A 20,217-nucleotide genomic window follows, 5' to 3' on the forward strand; every position below is an offset into this window, starting at 1 on the left:
AAAAAACACTCGAAAACTCTTTGAAAGTAGTTCGGGGGTTAATTGGACAAGAACTAATGATACTTCATGATATGTACGTTTCTTAAAAGTGAAAGGGCTTTTAAACTTACCATACGAATAATTTAGTAAGGGATAATTGGGTTGCTCATTAATCGGCTCATATTATGGACGTCGATAATCATAACAAAATTTACCTTCAACGTGACATTAAAAAAATAACATGAAAAGCGCACCTATCAAACTTTTCGGATTAACTTCCTTTTTATCACTTAAATCTAGTCATGTTATAATTTTTGATATATGAAAGTATTGGAAATCCATAAAAACGAATCTTTCGAATACCATTTAAGAAGGTATGGACTACAAAAATGACGACAATGATACACCTACCTAAGGACTTACCGTTCTTTCTGAAATGCCAATTAGCCATACTACAATAAAGTATCGTGACTTCGGGATCCATTACAATGAGGATTTACTTGTATAATAACTATGGAATAGCGAAGTCCGTGACTAATTTTTACAATATGATGTGCTTATTTATAATTAAAAATGACGTTTGAATGGAAAGGTGAAGAGACGATGAGTTTACGATTTACGAATGTAGAAAAAAGATTGAAAGATACACTTGTATTTCCCGCATTCAATTTACAGATAGAGAGTAGCCAAGTGACTGTAATCCACTCCAGTTTGAATGTGCGACATACGCTTCTACAAATGCTTACAAGGGAAATACCTATTTTAAATGGTGAGATTCTCATAGATAATGCCGAGATATCGAAAGTACATCTCTCGGATATTGGGTTTTCATTTCTTAATGAGGGGTTATATGAACGATTAACGGTTATTGAACAGTTCAATCTCTACGGAAAACTTTACGATACATATGAAGCTACTTCAGTGATTTTGCGAAAGGTTCATCTTGAAGAGAAAAGGAATGTAAGGATAAAAAAGCTGTCTTACTCTGAACAACGCCGCATCCAATTTGCGAAGCTCCTGTTCCAAAATCCTGACTTGCTCATTTTTGAGGAGCCGGACCAAAATATCGACATTGAAACACAACGCATTTTGATGATTATGCTGGAAGAGCTGCGCGCGAAAGGTAAAAGTGTTCTCATTCTTACGGGGAATATGGAGAGCGCGGTTACTTTAGCAGATAAAGTGTATAGGTTGGATGATGGTGGTTTACATGAAATCCAAATGGCGGAGGAATCTGAGGAGGAAATAACTTCTACTGAAATCGAAGAAGAACAACCTCCCATTTTAGAAGCAGTCGTCGAAATTGAAAAAATGGAAATTCAGCCGGTTCGTTTTGAAAAAATCCCGACGAAGGTCAATGAGAAAATTGTGCTCTTTGATCCACCTGAAATCGATTATATTGAAAGTAATGATGGGCAGTCATATTTACATATTAAGGGTGAAGGATTTCCAACGATGTTTACGATGAACGAGCTTGAAGAGCGTCTCCAGCATTTCGGTTTTTTCCGTTGCCATCGTTCCTATATCGTCAATCTTCAAAAAGTTCGCGAAGTCATAACGTGGACACGAAATAGTTATAGTCTTATTTTGGATGATGAAAAAAAGTCGAATATTCCATTGTCAAAAACAAAAATGGCCGAATTAAAAGTGATGTTGGGACTGAAATAAGCTCCATTCACCCCCAAAAAGGCTCTTTTCACGGTAAATATGCTGTCTTTTCGACGAAAACGACTTAATCTAAAGGTGCAGCAACAAAACAATAACTTGCACATTTAGGGGGAGTACGAATGGACAATATCATCGAAGTTCAATCATTGGAGAAAGTTTTCGCGAATCAGGTAGCGCTTGAGGACGTCAATTTCCACGTTAAAAAAGGAGAGATTTTTGGCTTTCTCGGTCCGAGTGGTTCGGGGAAAACAACAACGATTAAAATATTGACGGGTCAATTAAACCAGACGAGTGGAAAAGCAACAGTCTTTGGAGAACCGGTTTCAGGGATGAAAAAGGGGAGCTCAAGAAAGAAAATTGGAGTACTGACAGACAACAGTGGATTGTATAGCAGGCTATCCATTTACGATAATTTGAAGCTTTACTGTGTGCTGTATGAAGTACCCGAACAACGGATTGCTGATGTGTTAGCGCTTGTGAATTTGACAAGCGAAGCGAAGAAATCCGTTTCGAAATTGTCAAAAGGAATGCTTCAGCGTGTGACGCTTGCCCGAACGCTGTTACATGAACCGGAGCTACTATTTCTTGATGAGCCGACGTCCGCGCTTGATCCGGTCAATTCGCAACATATTCATACAGGACTTCGTGAATTGCAAGCTCGTGGAACAACGATTTTCCTAACGACGCATGATATGAATGAAGCGGAATTACTTTGTGATCGGGTCGCATTTTTAAACAAAGGTCAAATCAGACTGATGGATGAGCCAGGTACATTAAGAAAGCGCTATTCAGACGCTACGATGACTGTCGAGTTAAACAACAATGAAAAAGTGGTGTTGAACAGTACTGCGGATGATGCTCAGCAACTATTCAACTATATGTCATCAAATCAAGTGGTCGCCATTCATTCAAACGAACCAACATTAGGCGATATTTTCGTCGAAGTGACAGGGAGGAAATTATCATGACTTTTTCAATGAAACGCGTAAACGCTATTTTACAGAAAGACTTCAAGGATATTTCAAGAAACTCAGCAGTTTCGATTACAGCACTTATGCCACTTATTCTTGCATTTTTTTTCGGCAAGATGGGTGATGTATCGCTTGAAGTGCATTACATGGTCATTAATTTCTCTATGATCACTGTCGGGTCATTTGTTCAATGCAGTTTAATAGCTGAAGAGAAAGAGAAGAACACGCTTCGTGGTCTGATGCTGTCCCCTGCTTCGACAGTGGAAATACTCGGTGGGAAAAGTTTATTAAGCTTAATAGCGACGATGATTATAGTTGTAATCGGGGCTTTTTTCACAGGTTATCAACCAGAGCATATAGTTGTGATAGCAATCGCAATTCTATTCAGTTCGTTCTTTTTCATCGGTTTAGGAACTCTTCTTGGCTTGCTTGCTAAATCCGTTATGGAGGCTTCTGTAATTATTTTGCCATTTATGTTTGTATTCGGCTTCGGATCAATGTTCACGATGTTTGCAGACAAATATCCTATTTTGAAAGTGATAGACTATACGCCAAATATGCAACTGATGGACATTGCAGTCAAGATTGAAAGTGGAGTCGGACTTGGCGGAGTTTGGTTGAATTTCGGCATTATTGCACTTTGGATTATCGCTGTTTATGCATTGACAGTCGTCGTTTTTAAGAAACGGAAGATGGATTGAGGGAAACGTTATATCGAGTTAGAAATATCCCCTATACCATTGTGAAAATGGGTTTGGGGATATTTTTAAGTGCTAGGTAAATTGGTTTGGCCGGGTATCGTCATTTTACTGTTATTCAATCGCTCCTGTACTTTTCAGATTGATATCCATCGTTACATTAAATGTAATTTCAGGATAAATACGATTCCATTCTTCAAACAGCCCCTCACGGGATAATCTTGTCGCACGATAGCGCAAACCAAATCCGAAAGGGTCGATATCGTTTTTTTGTAGTTTGGTCAATAACTCCATAACCTTTTTTTTCATCTCACCGGCTGCGATTGTATCGTACTTTTTTAAATTATTAATGTCCAAACGCTCATTGGATTCACCGATAGTGCCATACTTTGTTACTTTCATGTCAATTCGAGGAGGTCCCTCATCTAGGACGATTTTATACTTCATTTTGACAGTGTCGATGTTCAACACCATGATGAGGTCTTCCTCTTCAATTTTATAGCTAAACCCAGCTGCATTGTGTGAAAGTGAATTGAAATACTTCGTTTCGACTTCCGATAATTTTACTGGTTTTTCTTCCTTTTTTAAAACAATTGATTTATTAATAATAAATGCAGTTTCATCCCCATTAATACTAATAATAGGTAAAGTTGAATTGATGCCTTTACTTAACACTTGTCGTCTGAATTCGAAAAGAAATGTCGTCAATACATATGGGCTCTCAGTTCCAGTTTGATCGAAAAAGTTATATAAAGCGATAGATGCAGGCGTTTCCGTTTCAGGTTCAAAACTGATTGTTTCTTCAGCAGTCGTTTCAGCTACCGCCATATATGTGATCAATTGGATATCTCCACGCCGTGTGAAAAAATCCATGAACGTATCGATATCCTCTGAAAGCAATTTTTCGTTCAAAATGATAATTCGATTATGTCCCATATCTAAAACTTTATCCACTCGTGTTTCTAACATGCGGATGGCTTCAGCAACTGATTCGGAATCATGCGATAAATAGGCATAGGTCTGGGAAGGGGCTTGTTTAACGTCACCGACTGGCTTAATCATCTTTAATGTTACTTTGAAGCCATCCCTTATCTTTTCGGAAGGATCAACGCCGACTCCTACTACGAACACTCTTTTATCGATGTCTTTGAATGCACATCCAGCTTGTAAGAGCAAAGGAAGTAACAGGACAATGGTCAAGCTACTTTTTATCACTTTTTTGTATCTGGACATTTGGAGGCAGCTCCTTTCTTCGCTAACCATAAACTGGTGATAAGCAAGAAAATAGTAATCGGCACTATAATCGAATCGAAAAATTCAACAATTTTATATAATGAATTCGATGTTACTGTTTTTGCCCTATACATAGTGATAGTCCAAAAGCAAATCGTGAAAAAAGGCAAAGTGAGATTAACCGATTTCCATTTGAACCGTTTGAAATAAATGACGCTTGAAAGCAACTGCATGGAAATATGCCACTGCATCGTTATGGTAACGACACTCAGGGCCAAAAAAGCGCCGATGAATATAAAGACAACTCTTTCTATGAGACCGAATTTCATCCGTATGGAATCACTTGTTGTAATCCAAGGGTATAGAGCATTATTAAGGGCGTCAAATCCTCCGAATCCCATTGGAAGGAAATATGTTGTTAACAGAATGTATGTGAAAAACAATGTTAATAGCGCCATCCCTTTACGTGTTGGCTTTTGCAGCTTTGTGAAGAACCGATTGAAAATGATTAAATTTGCTGCTCCCATGGCAATAAAAGTCGCGGCTGAAAATGATCGATAATTAGGCATCTGATTAACTTGCATGATGGCGATTCTTATATAATCGTAATTTATACTAGGACTAAAATACGCTTTTATTTGGACGAAGATGATAAAAGGGATAACGATGAGAAAAATAATTTCGCTCATATAGAAAATACTTTTCGTAGTCATGAAAATTCCATATGTGATGACAAGGACAAAGGTCAATACAATTGTATAGATGGACATTTCAGGCAATAGAAAACGATTAATAATAAATGTATAGATAATAAGTGTTGAGAGACCTACATAAAACCAAACGATGGATAAAAAAAGTAATAAAGGAGTCGAAAACCATTTGGGTATATGTGATTTTAAAATTTCAGGTAATCCTTGGCCGGGGAAATGGCTGAATTGGGAGACGATAATATATGTGACCACCATGCCTGCAATAATTGCAAGAATGAGAGCAGGGACAGTTCCGCTTGTACTACCTTGAATGAGTGTCCTTGGCGTAGTGGAAACCATATATGTCATCATGCTTATCAAAATTAGATAGAATAAGAAACGGTTCATCGATTATCCATCCTCAATTCCTTGCTTTTACCCTTCCATGGAATCCGTAAATAAGGAACACCCAAGCTTTCTTTATTCGCTAAAATCATCACAAGTCCGACGAAACCAACCAGTAAGCCGACCATCCCGAATAAGGATGTATAAACAAGTAGAACTAGCCTTATAACCCGTACTGCAAAACTCATCTCATTGATTGGAATGACAAATGTGGAGATGGCGACAGCTGAAACGACTATGACCATGATATTTGAAGTAAGTGCCGCTTCCGTAGCAGCTGTTCCTAAAATGAGCCCCCCAACGGTTGTTGCAGTTGAACTGACAGCTTTCGGTAAACGCATGCTTGCTTCCGTTAATAATTCCATAAAGAAAAGCATAAATACTACCTCGATAAATGATGGGTACGGTACTCCAATCCTTCCTCCCGCGATAGTAAGCGCAAGTTCGATTCTAAGAATATCGGGATTATACGATGTCACAGCAACGTATACACTAGGTAATAAAACGCATGTGAATAAACCTACATATCTCAATAGGATTGTAAAAATTGTTACGTTGAAAATATGGTAGTTATTTTCCATTGAAGCCATAAAATCGAAAAAGATGACAGGTGCTATGAGGACATCGGGGCTCCCATCAACTGCTATAATTACTTTACCGTTGTTCAAATTGTAAACAATACGGTCTGGTCGTTCAGTTATCATCGTTGTAGGGAACAACGTGAATTTATTATTGCTCATAAAAAGTTGAAGTTCACCCGCTGATTGTAATAAGGGAGTATCAAGTTTATTAAGTTTGTCTTTTACTCTTTTTAACATTTCTGGATCTACTTGATCGTTATCATAGAGTAAGGCGATTCCCCGGTGGGATACGTTGTCCTTCATGATTGCTTCCACTTTTAAAGAGGGATTATGATACCGTTGCCTGATCAAATTGATAGTTACCTCAATATCCTCACTCAACCCTTTTTGCGGTCCGTGAACTGTCGGTTCTACAAGGATATCCTGTACCTCATTGTTTTTCACAAGACGGATATCCAGCAAAAATATATTGTCCTCGATAGCTACCAAAACATTTCCGGCACTTAACGAAATCAGTAATTTATCTATAGAAGGAATGTCGCTTCTATTCGGTAAAGATTGGATATAGGATTCAAAGCCTTCCTCAGAAGCCATTTCAAAAAAGGGCTTAATGATCGTTTGTTGAAGTCTATCGCCATCGACCACCGATTTTAAAAAGAACAGGAATGCATATTGACCTTTAATTTGTAGATGCGTTTGACTAATGTCAGTAGATGGTTTGAATTGTTCCGCTAGTTCATTGAATAAAGGAGGGGCTTTTTTTTTAGTCATGTACAACTCTCCAATCATCTGAAGCATCGAAAATTCTCGTTTTTAGCGTTCCCGGAATAGGTGGAAATGATACAAAGAATCTTGGAATGGGGTCAGTTTTCGTTTTGAAACGCATTAAATTAGACTGTATATTCCAACGTTATAGATACGGATACGTCTTCATTTAAGTGCTGGAGAGGTTGCACTGATATGCTGGATTTCTAGTTACAGATATAACGATGATCACAAAAATAGCCCCATCAGAAACTTTTTCAGTCCCTATTTATTTCCTTGCTGCTATGCTAGGATAAATTATAAGGAAACTTTAATGTAAAGGGGGAAGCTTCATGTGGGATCAACATATAGTAAAAGATCAACTCCAGATCATTAACGGTAAAAAAGCGCCGGAACTTATTATTATCAATGCGGAATACTTACATGCCATTTATAAAAAATGGGTGACAGGAAACATTTGGGTGGCTGGTGATCGAATTGTCTATGCAGGCAAGGACATGCCAGCTGTGACAGAAGGGGCAGAGATTGTTGATGCTGCGGGTAAGAAAATTGTATCCGGTTACATAGAGCCTCACGTCCATCCGTTTCAATTGTATAATCCGCGAACGTTTGCAGATTATGCAGCACGGCTTGGGACAACGACGTTCATATCGGACAATCTTGTTCTATTTATGTCACTAGATAATGAGACTTCCTTTTCAATCCTGGATCAATTTAATGAATTACCCTTCGCATTTTACTGGTGGGCACGCTTTGATTCGCAGACGGTCTTGCAAAATGAAGCGGAGCTGTACAATCCAGCGTCCATCAAAGAGTGGATTGAGCGTCCAGAAGTACTGTTGGGCGGTGAGCTAACAGGCTGGCCACGACTGATGGCTGGGGATCCGAACATGTTTGCTTCTGTTCAGGCGACAAAAGTGGCAGGCAAGAAAGTCGAAGGTCATTTCCCAGGGGCTTCTGAACGCACGCTAACGCGTATGAAGCTTCTTGGTGCCGATGGTGATCATGAGGCGATGACTGTGGAAGAGGTAGAGGCGCGGTTATTGCACGGTTATGGCGTGACGCTTCGCCATTCGTCTATTCGCCCGGATCTTCCGCATTTATTGAAGGGGATCGTTGACAAAGAACTAGACGTGTTCGACCATTTGATGATGACAACAGATGGTTCGACACCGTCATTCCATATCGATGGAGTGGTGGACAAGTGTATTCGTGTTGCGCTCGAAGCGGGTGTGCCGCCAATTGATGCGTATCAGATGGCGTCTTATAATGTGGCGCGCTATTATGATATGACTGATTTGCACGGCATCATTGCGACAGGTCGTTATGCAACGCTCAACTTCCTGGAGGATGAATACAATCCTGTGCCAACAGATGTGCTATCTAAGGGCAAGTGGTTGAAACGTGATGGTCAATCGACAGCACGGTTTCCGGCTATTGACTGGTCGTTTGTAGACAAGTTTGCTCCCGCATTTGATTTGAATAAAGCCGATTTCACATTTGACAATCCATTGGGTATTGAAATGGTCAATGATGTCATTACGAAACCGTATACTGTCACTATCGACACGACGGTAGAAAAGTTAGCGGATGATCATGATGAGAGCTTCCTAATGTTAGTTGACCGCAATGGGAAATGGCGTGTCAATACGCTTATTAAAGGGTTTTCCACGACTGTTCAAGGCTTTGCTTCGTCGTATTCGAATACAGGCGACATCATTTTAATCGGTAAGGATAAAAAGGAAATGCTGAATGCCTTCCGTGAAATTAAACGGATTGGCGGAGGTATGGTACTCTATGAGAATGGTAGTATTGTGGCAACACTTCCGCTAGCAATCGGTGGTGGATTATCTGCAGAGCCTGTGGAGACGTTGATTGAACAGGAGTTGGCACTGAAAAAGGCATTGACAGAACGTGGGCATAGGCATGGTGATGCGGTGTATACATTCCTGTTTCTACAATCAACCCATCTACCGTATATCCGCATTACACAGATGGGACTATTTGATGTGTTGAAAAATGAAGTAATGATTCCGGTTACGGAAAGATAGGAGGAAGCAATGACAAGAAAAATGAGAGGGTTGCTATTCTATTTAGCAATTGCGATGTTGCTAGTAGCAGCGTGTTCAAAAGAAGAGCCGGCGGAGGACCCTATTCCAGAGCCGGACGTAGATGAAGAGATTATTGAAGAGGAGTCGGTCGAGGAAGTATCCGTTGAATTATTTCCTGCGCCATTTACAGGGGTTATGAAGGAAGAAGAAAATACCCGTCGTCCAGTGCTGACAACGATTAATAACCATCCGCTGGCTAGACCGCAGTCTGGTATTAGCGATGCAGATATTATTTATGAGCTTGCCGCGGAAGGCAGTGTGACGAGGCTCCTGGCTTTATTCCAAAGTGAGCTACCGGCGGAAATCGGTCCGATTCGCAGTGCAAGGGACTATTTTGTTCATATTGCTAAAGGACTTGATGCGTTTTATGTGGCGCACGGCTATAGCCCTGATGCCAAACAATTGCTAGAAAAACGTGTCGTCGATAATATCAATGGCATGCAGTATGACGGGACATTGTTCTGGCGTTCTAAGGATAGGAGAGCTCCACATAATTCCTATATATCTGGAGACAACATCTTAGCGGCTGAGGACAAGACAAACTCTTCAATGGAAATTTCCGTACTACCGGCATTTTCTTTCCATGAATCCGTTGAAGATGCTAAAATAGGAGAAAGTGTATCCTCAGTCACTGTCAAATACAGTTCAGATCCAAATTTTACGAGTGTTTATGCTTATGATGTGGAAAAAGGAATCTATGCGCGAACAGTCAATGGCAATGTGACGATCGACAAAGCGAATGACAAACAACTTGAGCTGGCGAATATTTTAGTTTTTGAAACAGCTCATCGTACAATCGATAATGTTGGTAGACAAGCTGTTGATATTGAATCAGGCGGTAAGGGAATGCTGTTTCAAGCAGGCATTGCCAAAGAAATTGAGTGGGAAAATCGTGATGGGATTCTGATGCCGATAGAAAACGGTGCCCCAGCGAAACTTGTCCCAGGTCAAACGTGGATTCACATCGTACCAACTAAACCAGGTTTGGAAACATCTGTCACATATATGCCTTGAGGAATTCATTCAGAGAGAGGGAACGATATGCAAATCGATAAAATCCGTGGTCATCAAACGGATCAGTTATTTAAAGCGATGCTCGAATTAAAAGACCTCGATGAATGCTATGAATTTTTTGATGACCTTTGTACAATTAGTGAATTGCAGTCACTTGCACAGCGGCTAGAAGTAGCCCAAATGCTGAAACTAAAAAAGACTTACGATACGATTCAAAGCGAAACAGGGGCAAGCACGGCAACGATTTCACGTATTCGTCGTTGTGTGGATTACGGCTCTGGTGGCTATAGCAAGGTGCTGGATCGTTTGTATCCAGAGCAAGACGAAACAATATAAGTTGAATGTGAACCGGACAGAGTAAGAATCTGTCCGGTTTTTTTGATATACTAAAGGAACGTACATTATCTTCATCCAGCAGAAGACCCCTGTAGCTGACGCTTCGCTTTCAGTACAAATACATTTGCTGGATGAAGATAATATGCCTCCTGCGGGTGCCTTAATTTCTGCAAAGTACGCAGAAATTAAGGCAAATCGAACCCTTCGCTGTTCGATTCGCAATTACGCCAAGGCGAAATTGATTAGAGAGATTGGGTGGTTGACTATGGACTTTACAACATGGCGTCATGCCTTTAAATTAGATCCTGCTAAAACGGTGACAGACGAACAGCTTGAATTGCTCGCTGAGTCGGGAACAGATGGCATCATTGTCGGTGGCACAGATGGTGTCACACTCGATAATGTGCTCGATTTACTCGTTCGCATTCGACGTTTTTCTGTACCTGTAGCACTTGAAATTTCGACGGTGGAGTCTGTGACACCGGGCTTCGATTATTACTTCATTCCAACGGTCCTGAACTCGACAAAAGTTGAATGGGTTAACGGCATCCATCATGCAGCGATGCGTGAATATGGCCATATGATGGACTGGGATGAAATTGTTATGGAAGGGTATTGCATTTTAAATCCCGACTGTAAGGCGGCAAAATTGACAGGTGTGACAGCGGTGCCAGACGAAGAGGACGTTGTTGCCTATGCTCGTATGGCTGAGCATCTATTCAAATTGCCCGTATTTTATATGGAGTATAGCGGCAGTTACGGTGATCCTACAATCGTTGAGGCGGCGTCGCGTGTGCTTGACAATACAAAACTCTTTTATGGTGGCGGCATTAAAAATGCGGCAGATGCGAAAACGATGGCAGCCATTGCCGATACAGTAATCGTAGGCAATGTCATTTACGATGATTTGGCAGCCGCACTTTCTACGGTCGATGCGGTAAAATCAGTTACCCATTAAGACTCATTCAGTGTATAATAAAGAACGAATGTTCTGAGAGGGCGGAAGTTATGAATAAAATAGCAGCAGATTTACTAACAGGCATGAACCCTGAACAGGCTCGTGCAGTGAAGAAAACAGAAGGAGCACTCCTCATTATGGCTGGAGCAGGCTCGGGGAAAACACGTGTTTTAACGCACAGGATTGCCTATCTTGTCGTTGAGAAAAATGTCTATCCTTCTAATATATTAGCTATCACCTTTACCAACAAGGCGGCGCGTGAAATGCGTGACCGTATTGATGGATTACTTGGTGCCGGCACAGGTGAGCGTATGTGGGTATCGACGTTCCACTCTATGTGCGTGCGGATTTTACGTCGTAACAGCGACCGAATTGGCATTTCAAAATCATTTTCCATACTCGATTCAGCAGACCAATTATCGGTTGTTAAGAGTGTGTTGAAGGCGTTGAACCTAGATGCCAAGCAGTACGACCCACGTACCATGCTGAATACTATCAGCTCAGCGAAAAACGAGTGTATCGATGCAGAAACATTCCGTGGGCAAATCAATCCGCATAACCCGTATGAAAAAACGATTGCAGACGTTTATGATGGCTATGCAAAACGATTGCGTCAAAACCAATCCATGGATTTTGACGACCTTATTATGATGACGCTTGTCCTATTTGAGCGTGTCCCAGATGTCCTCGAATTTTATCAAAACAAATTCCAATACATTCATGTCGATGAGTACCAGGATACGAATAATGCTCAGTATCGCCTTGTTAATATGCTGGCTAGTAAATTCAAGAATTTATGTGTTGTAGGAGACTCTGACCAGTCTATTTATAGATGGCGCGGGGCAGATATTAGTAATATTTTATCGTTCGAAAAAGATTATAAAAATGCTGAAATGATTATGCTTGAACAAAACTATCGCTCGACGAAACGCATCCTGCAGGCGGCAAACGACGTCATTATGAATAACCAAAGCCGTTATGATAAAAAGCTACGGACGGACAATGAAGAGGGAGAAGCTATATCGGTTTACAAAGCGAGTGATGAAAAAGATGAATCCCAATTCGTCGTTGGTAAAATTCTAGAGCTGAAAGAGCAAGAAAACTTGAAGCTCGATGAGTTTGCGATTTTGTACCGTACCAATGCGCAATCACGTGTCATTGAGGAATACCTAGTAAAATCCAACCTCGATTATACAATTGTGGGCGGCACGAAGTTCTATGATCGCAAAGAAATTAAAGACTTGCTAGCTTATTTGCGCCTCATTGCTAACAATGAAGATGATCTTGCGCTCGCACGCATTATAAATGAACCGAAACGCAGTATAGGTGCAACTTCATTTGATAAAATGGCTCGCTTCGCAATGGAGCATGACCGCTCTATTTTCGATGCGTTACAGGAAGTCGATTTCATGGGCATTACACCACGAGCAGCCAACGAGGTCGCCAAGTTCCATGAATTGATTGCTGGATTTACAAAAATGCAGGAGTATTTATCAGTTACGGAACTGGTGGAGCAAGTGCTTGAAAAGACTGGCTATCGTGATATGTTACAGCGTGAGAAAACGATTGAATCGGAAAGCCGTTTAGAAAACATTGAAGAGTTCCTATCTGTTACAGAGGCATTTGAAAAGCGGGCGGAAGAGGATACAGGCGATCGTTCTCTAGTTGCTTTCTTAACTGATTTAGCATTGATTGCAGACATTGATTCACTCGATAAAGAAGAAAACCAGAATAAGGAAAAAATCGTACTCATGACGATGCACGCAGCAAAAGGGCTTGAATTCCCTGTCGTTTTCATTATTGGCATGGAGGAAAATGTCTTCCCGCATTCCCGTTCGTTAGGGGATGATGAAGAGATGGAGGAAGAACGTCGTCTTGCCTACGTTGGTATAACGCGTGCAGAACGAAAGCTTTACTTAACCTCGGCATCGTATCGGACACTTTTCGGAAGAGGTAGCTATAATATGCCATCCAGATTTATAGGTGAAATTTCTGATGACATTTTAGAAATCCAATCTAAAAATTCAGGATTTGCGTCAGGTAACTCCATCTCGGGACAAAGTGCCACATCTGTACGTCCGGCTGTTAAAAAGCCCGTTTACAAAACGAGTGGTGGGGACAAAATGGGATGGAGCTCTGGTGATAAGGCGATCCACAAAACGTGGGGGACAGGGATGGTTGTCAGTGTGAAAGGGACGGGCGAGGACGTTGAATTGGACATTGCATTCCCGAATCCAGTGGGCATTAAGCGTTTGTTAGCGAAATTCGCGCCAATCGAAAAAGGATGATAGGTAAAGGAGCGAAAGTAGATGGAGCGAGTTGACCTCGAAAAACGAGTGGAACAATTGAATGAGCTACTGCATGACTACGGACATGCCTATTATGTGCTCGATAAACCACTTGTATCTGATGCAATCTATGATGATTATATGCGGGAGCTACTGGCGATTGAAGCAGAGAACCCAGATCTTGTGTACCCAGACTCGCCATCACAGCGTGTTGGCGGTGAAATATTAGCGGGCTTTGGAAAAGTGACACATGCGTTTCCGATGCTCAGTCTGTCAAACGCCTTTAATGAGGGTGACTTACGTGAGTTTGACAGGCGTGCACAGGAAGCTGTCGGGCATACGGTTTCTTATATTTGTGAACTGAAAATTGATGGTTTAGCGGTATCGCTACGTTATGAGAACGGCGTGTTTGTTCAAGGCTCGACGCGTGGCGATGGCTCCATTGGTGAGGACATTACAGCCAGCCTAAAAACAATCCGTACCATTCCGTTACGTTTGAAAGAACCCATTTCAATTGAAGTACGTGGTGAAGCATATATGCCGAAAAAGTCGTTTGTCCAGTTGAATGCGACGCGTGACGAGGCCGGTGAAGAACCGTTTGCGAATCCGCGTAATGCAGCTGCTGGTTCGCTTAGGCAGCTTGACCCAAAAATAGCTGCCAGTCGTAATTTAGCTGTTTTTATTTATAGTATTGCAGGTGACGGCAGTGCTTACGGACAAGATAGTCATTCGGAGTCGCTGAACAATTTAGATGTACTTGGCTTTGTGACGAATAAGGAACGTCAGCATTGCGCAACGATTGAAGAAGTACTTGCGTTTATTGAGAAATGGACAGAAATTCGCTTGGACCTGAATTACGAAATAGACGGAATTGTTGTCAAGGTCGATAATTTTGAGGATCAGGAGCAGCTCGGCTTTACAGCGAGAAGTCCAAAATGGGCCATTGCTTATAAGTTTCCGGCTGAAGAAGTCGTGACAACATTACTCGATATCGAGCTAAGTGTGGGACGGACAGGGGTTGTCACTCCGACAGCTATTTTGGAGCCAGTTTTGGTGGCAGGCTCGACGGTTGGACGTGCATCCTTGCATAATGAAGACCTCATCAAAGAGAAGGATATTAGAATTGGTGACACCGTTATTATTCGAAAAGCGGGCGATATTATTCCAGAAGTCGTTGCGCCAATCATCGAACAACGTACGGGTGATGAAGTGCCTTACGAAATGCCCACAAATTGTCCTGTCTGTGACTCGGAATTGATTCGAATTGAAGGGGAAGTGGCGTTGCGTTGCGTCAATCCACAGTGTCCGGCTCAGATGAAAGAAGCGATTATTCACTTCGTATCTCGTAATGCCATGAACATTGAAGGTATTGGCGAACGGGTTGTGGAACAATTATACAAGGCAGATCTTGTTCATGACGTATCAGATCTCTATACATTGACTAGAGAACAGCTGATTGAACTAGAGAGAATGGGTGAGAAATCTGTCTCCAATTTGCTCACAGCGATTGAAGCATCAAAAACGAATTCATTGGAAAAAATGCTCTTTGGATTTGGCATTCGTCATGTTGGTGAAAAAGCAGCAACGATTTTGGCTGAGGAATTCGGCACGTTAGCGGCCTTAATGGAAGCAGATGTGGAACGCTTACTCACTATCCATGAAATTGGTGACAAAGTAGCCGAATCTATTCAAGCTTATTTCAGCAATGAGGATGTACTGGCTATGCTCAAGAACTTGGAAGCTTACGGCGTGAATATGACCTATACAGGACGTAGCCGACAGGATATGCCGACAGAAGGGCCCTTTGCTGGAAAAACGGTCGTACTCACAGGGAAATTAGCAATTTTAACTCGTGGCGAGGCGAAAGAGAAAATTGAAGCACTTGGCGGAAAAGTCAGTGGCAGTGTCAGTAAAAAAACGGATCTTGTCATTGCAGGGGAAGACGCAGGTTCCAAATTAGCAAAGGCTGAGGAACTAGACATCACTGTGTGGAATGAAGCAACATTAGTTGAAGTGCTCGGTGAGGAGTTGCCATGATGAAAAAATTAATACTACTACCAGGACTAGCAGCTGTGTTGTTTCTTGGAGGGTGTCTGCCTTCATTTGGAATAGAAAAAGAGCCAGTCATTCAGGAGAACGAGGATAGTATAGAAGAAACGGTTATCATTCCAGATACCCGTCTAAAAGATGAATTTTACGGGACGATTACTCCATTTAAGAAAAGTGCCAGCCGTGGTTTAGTCGTGAATAATATTTCCACAAAGTATGATATCCAGGAAGCTGAAGAAGGATTACTGCGCATATCGACAAAGAACTTTGATCCTAAAACACATTATTTTCAAGAGGGGCAGTATATCGATAGAGACACTACGCTAGCTTGGCTGGCGAGAAGCTCATCCAATCCACAAGGACTGAATCCACCAGCGAAAAAAGAGGAAACGGATGAAAATCTTGCGGAAGAAGCGCCAAATTATCTTGCACATATCGTCGAACAAAATTACCATGTCATGACAGAAGGGAAGAAATTACGTCTTGCCGGACTGTCAGTCGGCCTTGCCCTCAATACGAGAAACTACTCAAGAGATGGAGTAGATACGAAGATTGATGATGAGGAAATAGAACAGCAAGGTATGAAAATTGCGGAGGAAGTTATTCGTCGTCTCCGTTCACAGGAAGGCCTTGCGGAAATCCCGATTGTGGTTGGTTTATTTAAACAGGAAAGTCGAAACTCTATTGTTCCTGGCACATACTTTGCAACTGCTGTTGCAGAAAAAGGGCAATCAGCACCATCGGGTTGGAAGGTCGTTGATGAGAAATATGTGCTGTTCCCAGCTTCTTCAGAAATTAATAACTACCGGGAAGTGAATGAGACATTTGCTACATTCAAACAGGAAATTGATACTTATTTCCCGAGCTTCGTGAACGTCATTGGCAAAGGATTTTATAAGGATGGCAATCTTCAATCACTGAACATCGAAGTTCCTATTCAATTTTTCGGTACAAGTGAAACGATTGGCTTTACACAGTATTTGAGGGATCTAGTTATGAAGCGCTTCCCGAATGTGCATACCGAAGTGAGTATAACGTCCATTAACGGACCGGAAGCGTTAATTGTCAAAGAAGCTGGTGAGGAGCCATTTGTTCATATTTACGGCTATTAAAAATGCATACTTCACACATCATAACTTTTCTTCATTATTGTTAGATGTTATGATTAATCGTACAATTCGAGGATGAGGAGGAGAGAACATGACACAGTTAACAAAAGAACAAGTAAAGCACCATGCAACACTTGCATGGCTAGCAGTTACAGATGAGGAAGCAGAAGCATATGTCACACAACTGAGCGGCATCGTCGACTTCGTAAAAGAATTACAAGAAGCAGATACAGACGGGGTTGAGCCGATGACGCATCCGTTGCAAGTATTCAATGTGCTACGCAAAGATGTACCAACAGATAGACTGGACCGTGAAGAAATGCTGAAAAGTGTGAAGGAACACGAAGACGGGCAAATCAAAGTGCCAACAATCCTTTGATGAATCGATTTAAGGAGGAAAATAGATGACGTTACTTACTAAAACGGCAACGGAGCTTCAATCGTTGTTACATAATCGAGAAGTGTCTGTCAAAGAACTAACGGAAGAATCACTGACTCGTATAGCGAAAATAGATGGCGATGTACACGCATTTCTATCGACAAATGAAGACCAAGCACTTGCCACAGCACAACAATTGGACAACGAGCCACTTGAAGGTCGGGGACCACTTTTTGGTTTACCAATCGGCTTAAAAGATAATATCGTAACGAAAGGAATTGTTACGACATGTGCGAGTAAAATGCTTGAAAACTTCGTACCTGTTTATGATGCAACTGTCGTTGAAAAAATCAATGCAGCTGGCATGGTTACAATGGGAAAACTCAACATGGACGAGTTTGCAATGGGATCGACAACTGAAAGATCAGCGTTCCAAACGACGCATAATCCATGGAATCTTGACCACGTACCAGGTGGCTCATCAGGGGGTTCAGCAGCGGCAGTAGCAGCAGGTGAAGTAGCATTTGCACTTGGTTCTGATACAGGCGGGTCTGTTCGTCAACCAGCTGCATTTTGTGGTGTGGTAGGCATGAAGCCAACTTATGGCCGTGTATCACGTTCAGGTCTTGTTGCATTCGCATCATCATTGGACCAAGTGGGACCAATTACGCGTACAGTTGAAGACAACGCACTTCTACTCAACGCTATTGCAGGCTTGGATCATAGAGATTCATCGACATCTCCGCAAGCTGTGCCAGATTTCAGAGCAGCACTAACAGGTGATATTAAAGGCTTGAAAATTGGTGTACCAGCAGAATATTTAGGTGCAGGCGTATCTGAAGAAGCGAAAACAGCAGTCTTAGAAGCGTTAAAGGTGCTTGAATCACTTGGCGCAGAGTGGGAAGAAGTATCACTACCGAACTCGAAATATGCTTCTCAAGCTTATTACGTGATATCTTCATCTGAAGCATCGTCAAACCTTGCTCGTTTCGACGGCATTCGATATGGCTATAGTGCTGAAGGGGCGAAGAGTCTAGAAGAATTGTATACACGCTCTCGTTCTGAAGGCTTTGGTGAAGAAGTAAAACGTCGTATTTTACTCGGTATGTATGCACTAGGTGCAGATCATCACGAGGATCTATACATGAAATCACTAAAAGTACGGACACTTGTCGCACAAGACTTTGCTAAGCTATTTGAGAAATATGATGTCATTATTGGACCATCATCAGCAACAACAGCTTATAAGGTCGGCGAATTAGTTCACGATCCGTTGACGTTATATGCCAATGATATCTTAACTGTTCCGATTAACCTTGCAGGCATCCCAGCGATTTCAGTGCCATGCGGATTTTCGAACGGCCTTCCACTAGGATTGCAAATCATCGGGAAGCATTATGATGAAGCGACACTTTACAAAGTGGCACATGCTTACGAACAAGCAACTGACTTCCATACACAAAAGCCAGCTCTATGGGAGGTAAACTAATGACGAACTTTGAAACGATTGTTGGGCTTGAAGTCCACGTAGAATTAAAAACAGATACGAAAATCATGTCACCAGCTCCTGCTCATTTTGGTGCAGAGCCGAATATGAACATTCACGTAACGGATATAGCTTATCCAGGTGTATTACCAACACTGAACGAACGTGCTGTAGAATTCGGTATGAAAGCGTCTATGGCGTTGAACTGTGAAGTGGCGTCAGTGATGAACTTTGACCGTAAACATTATTTCTATCCTGATAATCCAAAAGCCTACCAAATTTCACAGGATAAGCGTCCTGTGGGACAGAACGGTTGGGTAGAAATCGAAGTCGATGGTAAAAAGAAAAAAATCCGTATCGAACGTATTCACCTTGAGGAAGATGCAGGGAAGCTGACGCATACCGATGCAGGTCATTCACTTGTCGATTTAAATAGACAAGGAACGCCATTGGTTGAAATCGTCACAGAAGCAGATATCCGATCACCGGAAGAAGCATATGCTTTCTTGGAAAAGCTAAAGGCGATTATTCAATATACGGGTGTTTCTGATGTGCGCATGGAGGAAGGTTCTCTTCGTTGTGACGCCAATATTTCGATTCGTCCATTTGGACAAGAGAAATTCGGGACGAAAACAGAATTGAAAAACTTGAACTCTTTCAACTTCGTTCGTCGTGGAATCGCTTATGAAGTGGAGCGCCAAGAAAAAGTATTGCTAGCTGGCGGTACGATTCAGCAAGAAACGCGCCGTTACGAAGAAGCAACAGGTGCAACGAGCTTGATGCGCATCAAAGGTAGCGCGCAAGATTACCGTTTCATCAATGATCCGGATTTACCGGAAGTCCATATCGACCAAGCATGGATGGACCGTGTGCGCGCGGAAATTCCTGAGCTACCAGACGCGCGTAAAGAGCGTTATGTCAATGACTTCGATCTACCAGAGTATGACGCGAAAGTACTGACGCTGACAAAAGTAATGGCTGACTTCTTTGAAGCAACTGTTGCAGCTGGCGCAGATGCTAAACTTGCTTCAAACTGGTTGATGGGTGAAGTATCTGCTTACCTGAATGCGGAGCAAAAAGAACTTAGTGAAACAGCACTAACGCCTGAAGACCTTGCAAGTATGGTTAAACTAATTGCAGATGGCACGATTTCATCTAAAATCGCGAAAAAAGTGTTCAAGGAATTGATTGAAAACGGCGGCAATGCAGCAGACATCGTCAAGGAAAAAGGACTTGTCCAAATTTCTGATGAAGGTACGCTCCGTGCAATCGTTACAGAAACACTAGATGCTAATGAACAATCCATTGAAGACTATAAAAATGGGAAAGACCGTGCAGTCGGCTTCCTCGTTGGTCAAATTATGAAAGCGACGAAAGGGCAAGCCAACCCACCACTCGTCAATAAAATCTTGCTTGAAGAGATTGCAAAGCGATAACATATTACCCAAGTGCCTAGCACTTACGAATAAAGATGACGCCCTGTACAAGACTTCTAGAA

General features: G+C 41.9%; 16 protein-coding genes. 13 read left to right on the forward strand and 3 right to left on the reverse strand.

All coding sequences use genetic code 11. The features are described 5' to 3' along the window. The first annotated feature begins 582 nt into the window (after positions 1-582). From N1I80_RS03220 to N1I80_RS03230, 3 genes are all read left to right on the forward strand, one after another. Positions 583-1,647 carry a LytTR family transcriptional regulator DNA-binding domain-containing protein gene (locus N1I80_RS03220; RefSeq protein ID WP_340736521.1) on the forward strand — a complete coding sequence of 355 codons (1,065 nt, stop codon included), beginning with the start codon at positions 583-585 and terminating at the stop codon, positions 1,645-1,647. Positions 1,648-1,766: 119 nt separating this feature from the next. Beyond that, complete coding sequence (locus N1I80_RS03225; RefSeq protein ID WP_340736522.1) at positions 1,767-2,615, forward strand: ABC transporter ATP-binding protein; 849 nt, start codon at positions 1,767-1,769, stop codon at positions 2,613-2,615. Continuing rightward, positions 2,612-3,319, forward strand: coding sequence for an ABC transporter permease (locus tag N1I80_RS03230; protein WP_340736523.1), 708 nt, complete (start codon positions 2,612-2,614; stop codon positions 3,317-3,319). Before N1I80_RS03225 ends, N1I80_RS03230 begins: the two co-directional genes overlap by 4 nt. Before the next feature lie 111 nt (positions 3,320-3,430). On the opposite strand, the gene N1I80_RS03235 is transcribed toward N1I80_RS03230, so the two are convergent. Genes N1I80_RS03235 through N1I80_RS03245 form a run of 3 tightly spaced genes read right to left on the reverse strand, consistent with a single transcriptional unit; the run spans position 3,431 to position 6,995 of the window. Beyond that, the gene (locus N1I80_RS03235; protein ID WP_340736524.1) at positions 3,431-4,549 is read right to left on the reverse strand and encodes a Ger(x)C family spore germination protein; all 1,119 of its coding nucleotides are present in this window, start codon (positions 4,547-4,549) and stop codon (positions 3,431-3,433) included. Beyond that, positions 4,528-5,646, reverse strand: a complete 1,119-nt coding sequence (locus N1I80_RS03240; protein ID WP_340736525.1) for a GerAB/ArcD/ProY family transporter — start codon at positions 5,644-5,646, stop codon at positions 4,528-4,530. Before N1I80_RS03240 ends, N1I80_RS03235 begins: the two co-directional genes overlap by 22 nt. Then, complete coding sequence (locus N1I80_RS03245; RefSeq protein WP_340736526.1) at positions 5,643-6,995, reverse strand: spore germination protein; 1,353 nt, start codon at positions 6,993-6,995, stop codon at positions 5,643-5,645. Before N1I80_RS03245 ends, N1I80_RS03240 begins: the two co-directional genes overlap by 4 nt. A gap of 326 nt (positions 6,996-7,321) precedes the next feature. Here N1I80_RS03245 and N1I80_RS03250 point away from each other — a divergent pair, with 326 nt between their 5' ends. From N1I80_RS03250 to gatB, 10 genes are all read left to right on the forward strand, one after another. After that, positions 7,322-9,040, forward strand: a complete 1,719-nt coding sequence (locus N1I80_RS03250) for an adenine deaminase C-terminal domain-containing protein (protein WP_340736527.1) — start codon at positions 7,322-7,324, stop codon at positions 9,038-9,040. Positions 9,041-9,049: 9 nt separating this feature from the next. Then, the gene (locus N1I80_RS03255) at positions 9,050-10,114 is read left to right on the forward strand and encodes a DUF3048 domain-containing protein (RefSeq protein WP_340736528.1); all 1,065 of its coding nucleotides are present in this window, start codon (positions 9,050-9,052) and stop codon (positions 10,112-10,114) included. 27 nt (positions 10,115-10,141) lie between these two features. After that, positions 10,142-10,450 (forward strand): YerC/YecD family TrpR-related protein, encoded by a 309-nt coding sequence (locus tag N1I80_RS03260; protein WP_340736529.1) that lies wholly within the window; start codon positions 10,142-10,144, stop codon positions 10,448-10,450. A gap of 265 nt (positions 10,451-10,715) precedes the next feature. Next, positions 10,716-11,408 (forward strand): heptaprenylglyceryl phosphate synthase, encoded by a 693-nt coding sequence (locus tag N1I80_RS03265; protein WP_340736530.1) that lies wholly within the window; start codon positions 10,716-10,718, stop codon positions 11,406-11,408. Positions 11,409-11,458: 50 nt separating this feature from the next. Beyond that, positions 11,459-13,696 carry a DNA helicase PcrA gene (gene pcrA, locus N1I80_RS03270; RefSeq protein ID WP_340736531.1) on the forward strand — a complete coding sequence of 746 codons (2,238 nt, stop codon included), beginning with the start codon at positions 11,459-11,461 and terminating at the stop codon, positions 13,694-13,696. A 21-nt stretch (positions 13,697-13,717) separates the two neighbouring features. Continuing rightward, entirely contained in the window at positions 13,718-15,733 is a 2,016-nt protein-coding gene (gene ligA / locus N1I80_RS03275; protein WP_340736532.1) for an NAD-dependent DNA ligase LigA, read from the forward strand. Beyond that, complete coding sequence (locus tag N1I80_RS03280; protein ID WP_340736533.1) at positions 15,733-16,857, forward strand: CamS family sex pheromone protein; 1,125 nt, start codon at positions 15,733-15,735, stop codon at positions 16,855-16,857. Before ligA ends, N1I80_RS03280 begins: the two co-directional genes overlap by 1 nt. A gap of 88 nt (positions 16,858-16,945) precedes the next feature. Beyond that, positions 16,946-17,233, forward strand: a complete 288-nt coding sequence (gene gatC / locus N1I80_RS03285; protein WP_340736534.1) for an Asp-tRNA(Asn)/Glu-tRNA(Gln) amidotransferase subunit GatC — start codon at positions 16,946-16,948, stop codon at positions 17,231-17,233. Between the two features lie 25 nt (positions 17,234-17,258). Then, entirely contained in the window at positions 17,259-18,722 is a 1,464-nt protein-coding gene (gatA, locus tag N1I80_RS03290) for an Asp-tRNA(Asn)/Glu-tRNA(Gln) amidotransferase subunit GatA (RefSeq protein WP_340736535.1), read from the forward strand. Next, positions 18,722-20,155, forward strand: a complete 1,434-nt coding sequence (gene gatB, locus N1I80_RS03295; RefSeq protein ID WP_340736536.1) for an Asp-tRNA(Asn)/Glu-tRNA(Gln) amidotransferase subunit GatB — start codon at positions 18,722-18,724, stop codon at positions 20,153-20,155. The genes gatA and gatB overlap by 1 nt, the downstream gene beginning before the upstream one ends. Positions 20,156-20,217: the final 62 nt, after the last annotated feature.

The organism is Sporosarcina sp. FSL K6-3457 (assembly GCF_038007285.1).
Classification (GTDB): Bacteria; Bacillota; Bacilli; order Bacillales_A; family Planococcaceae; genus Sporosarcina.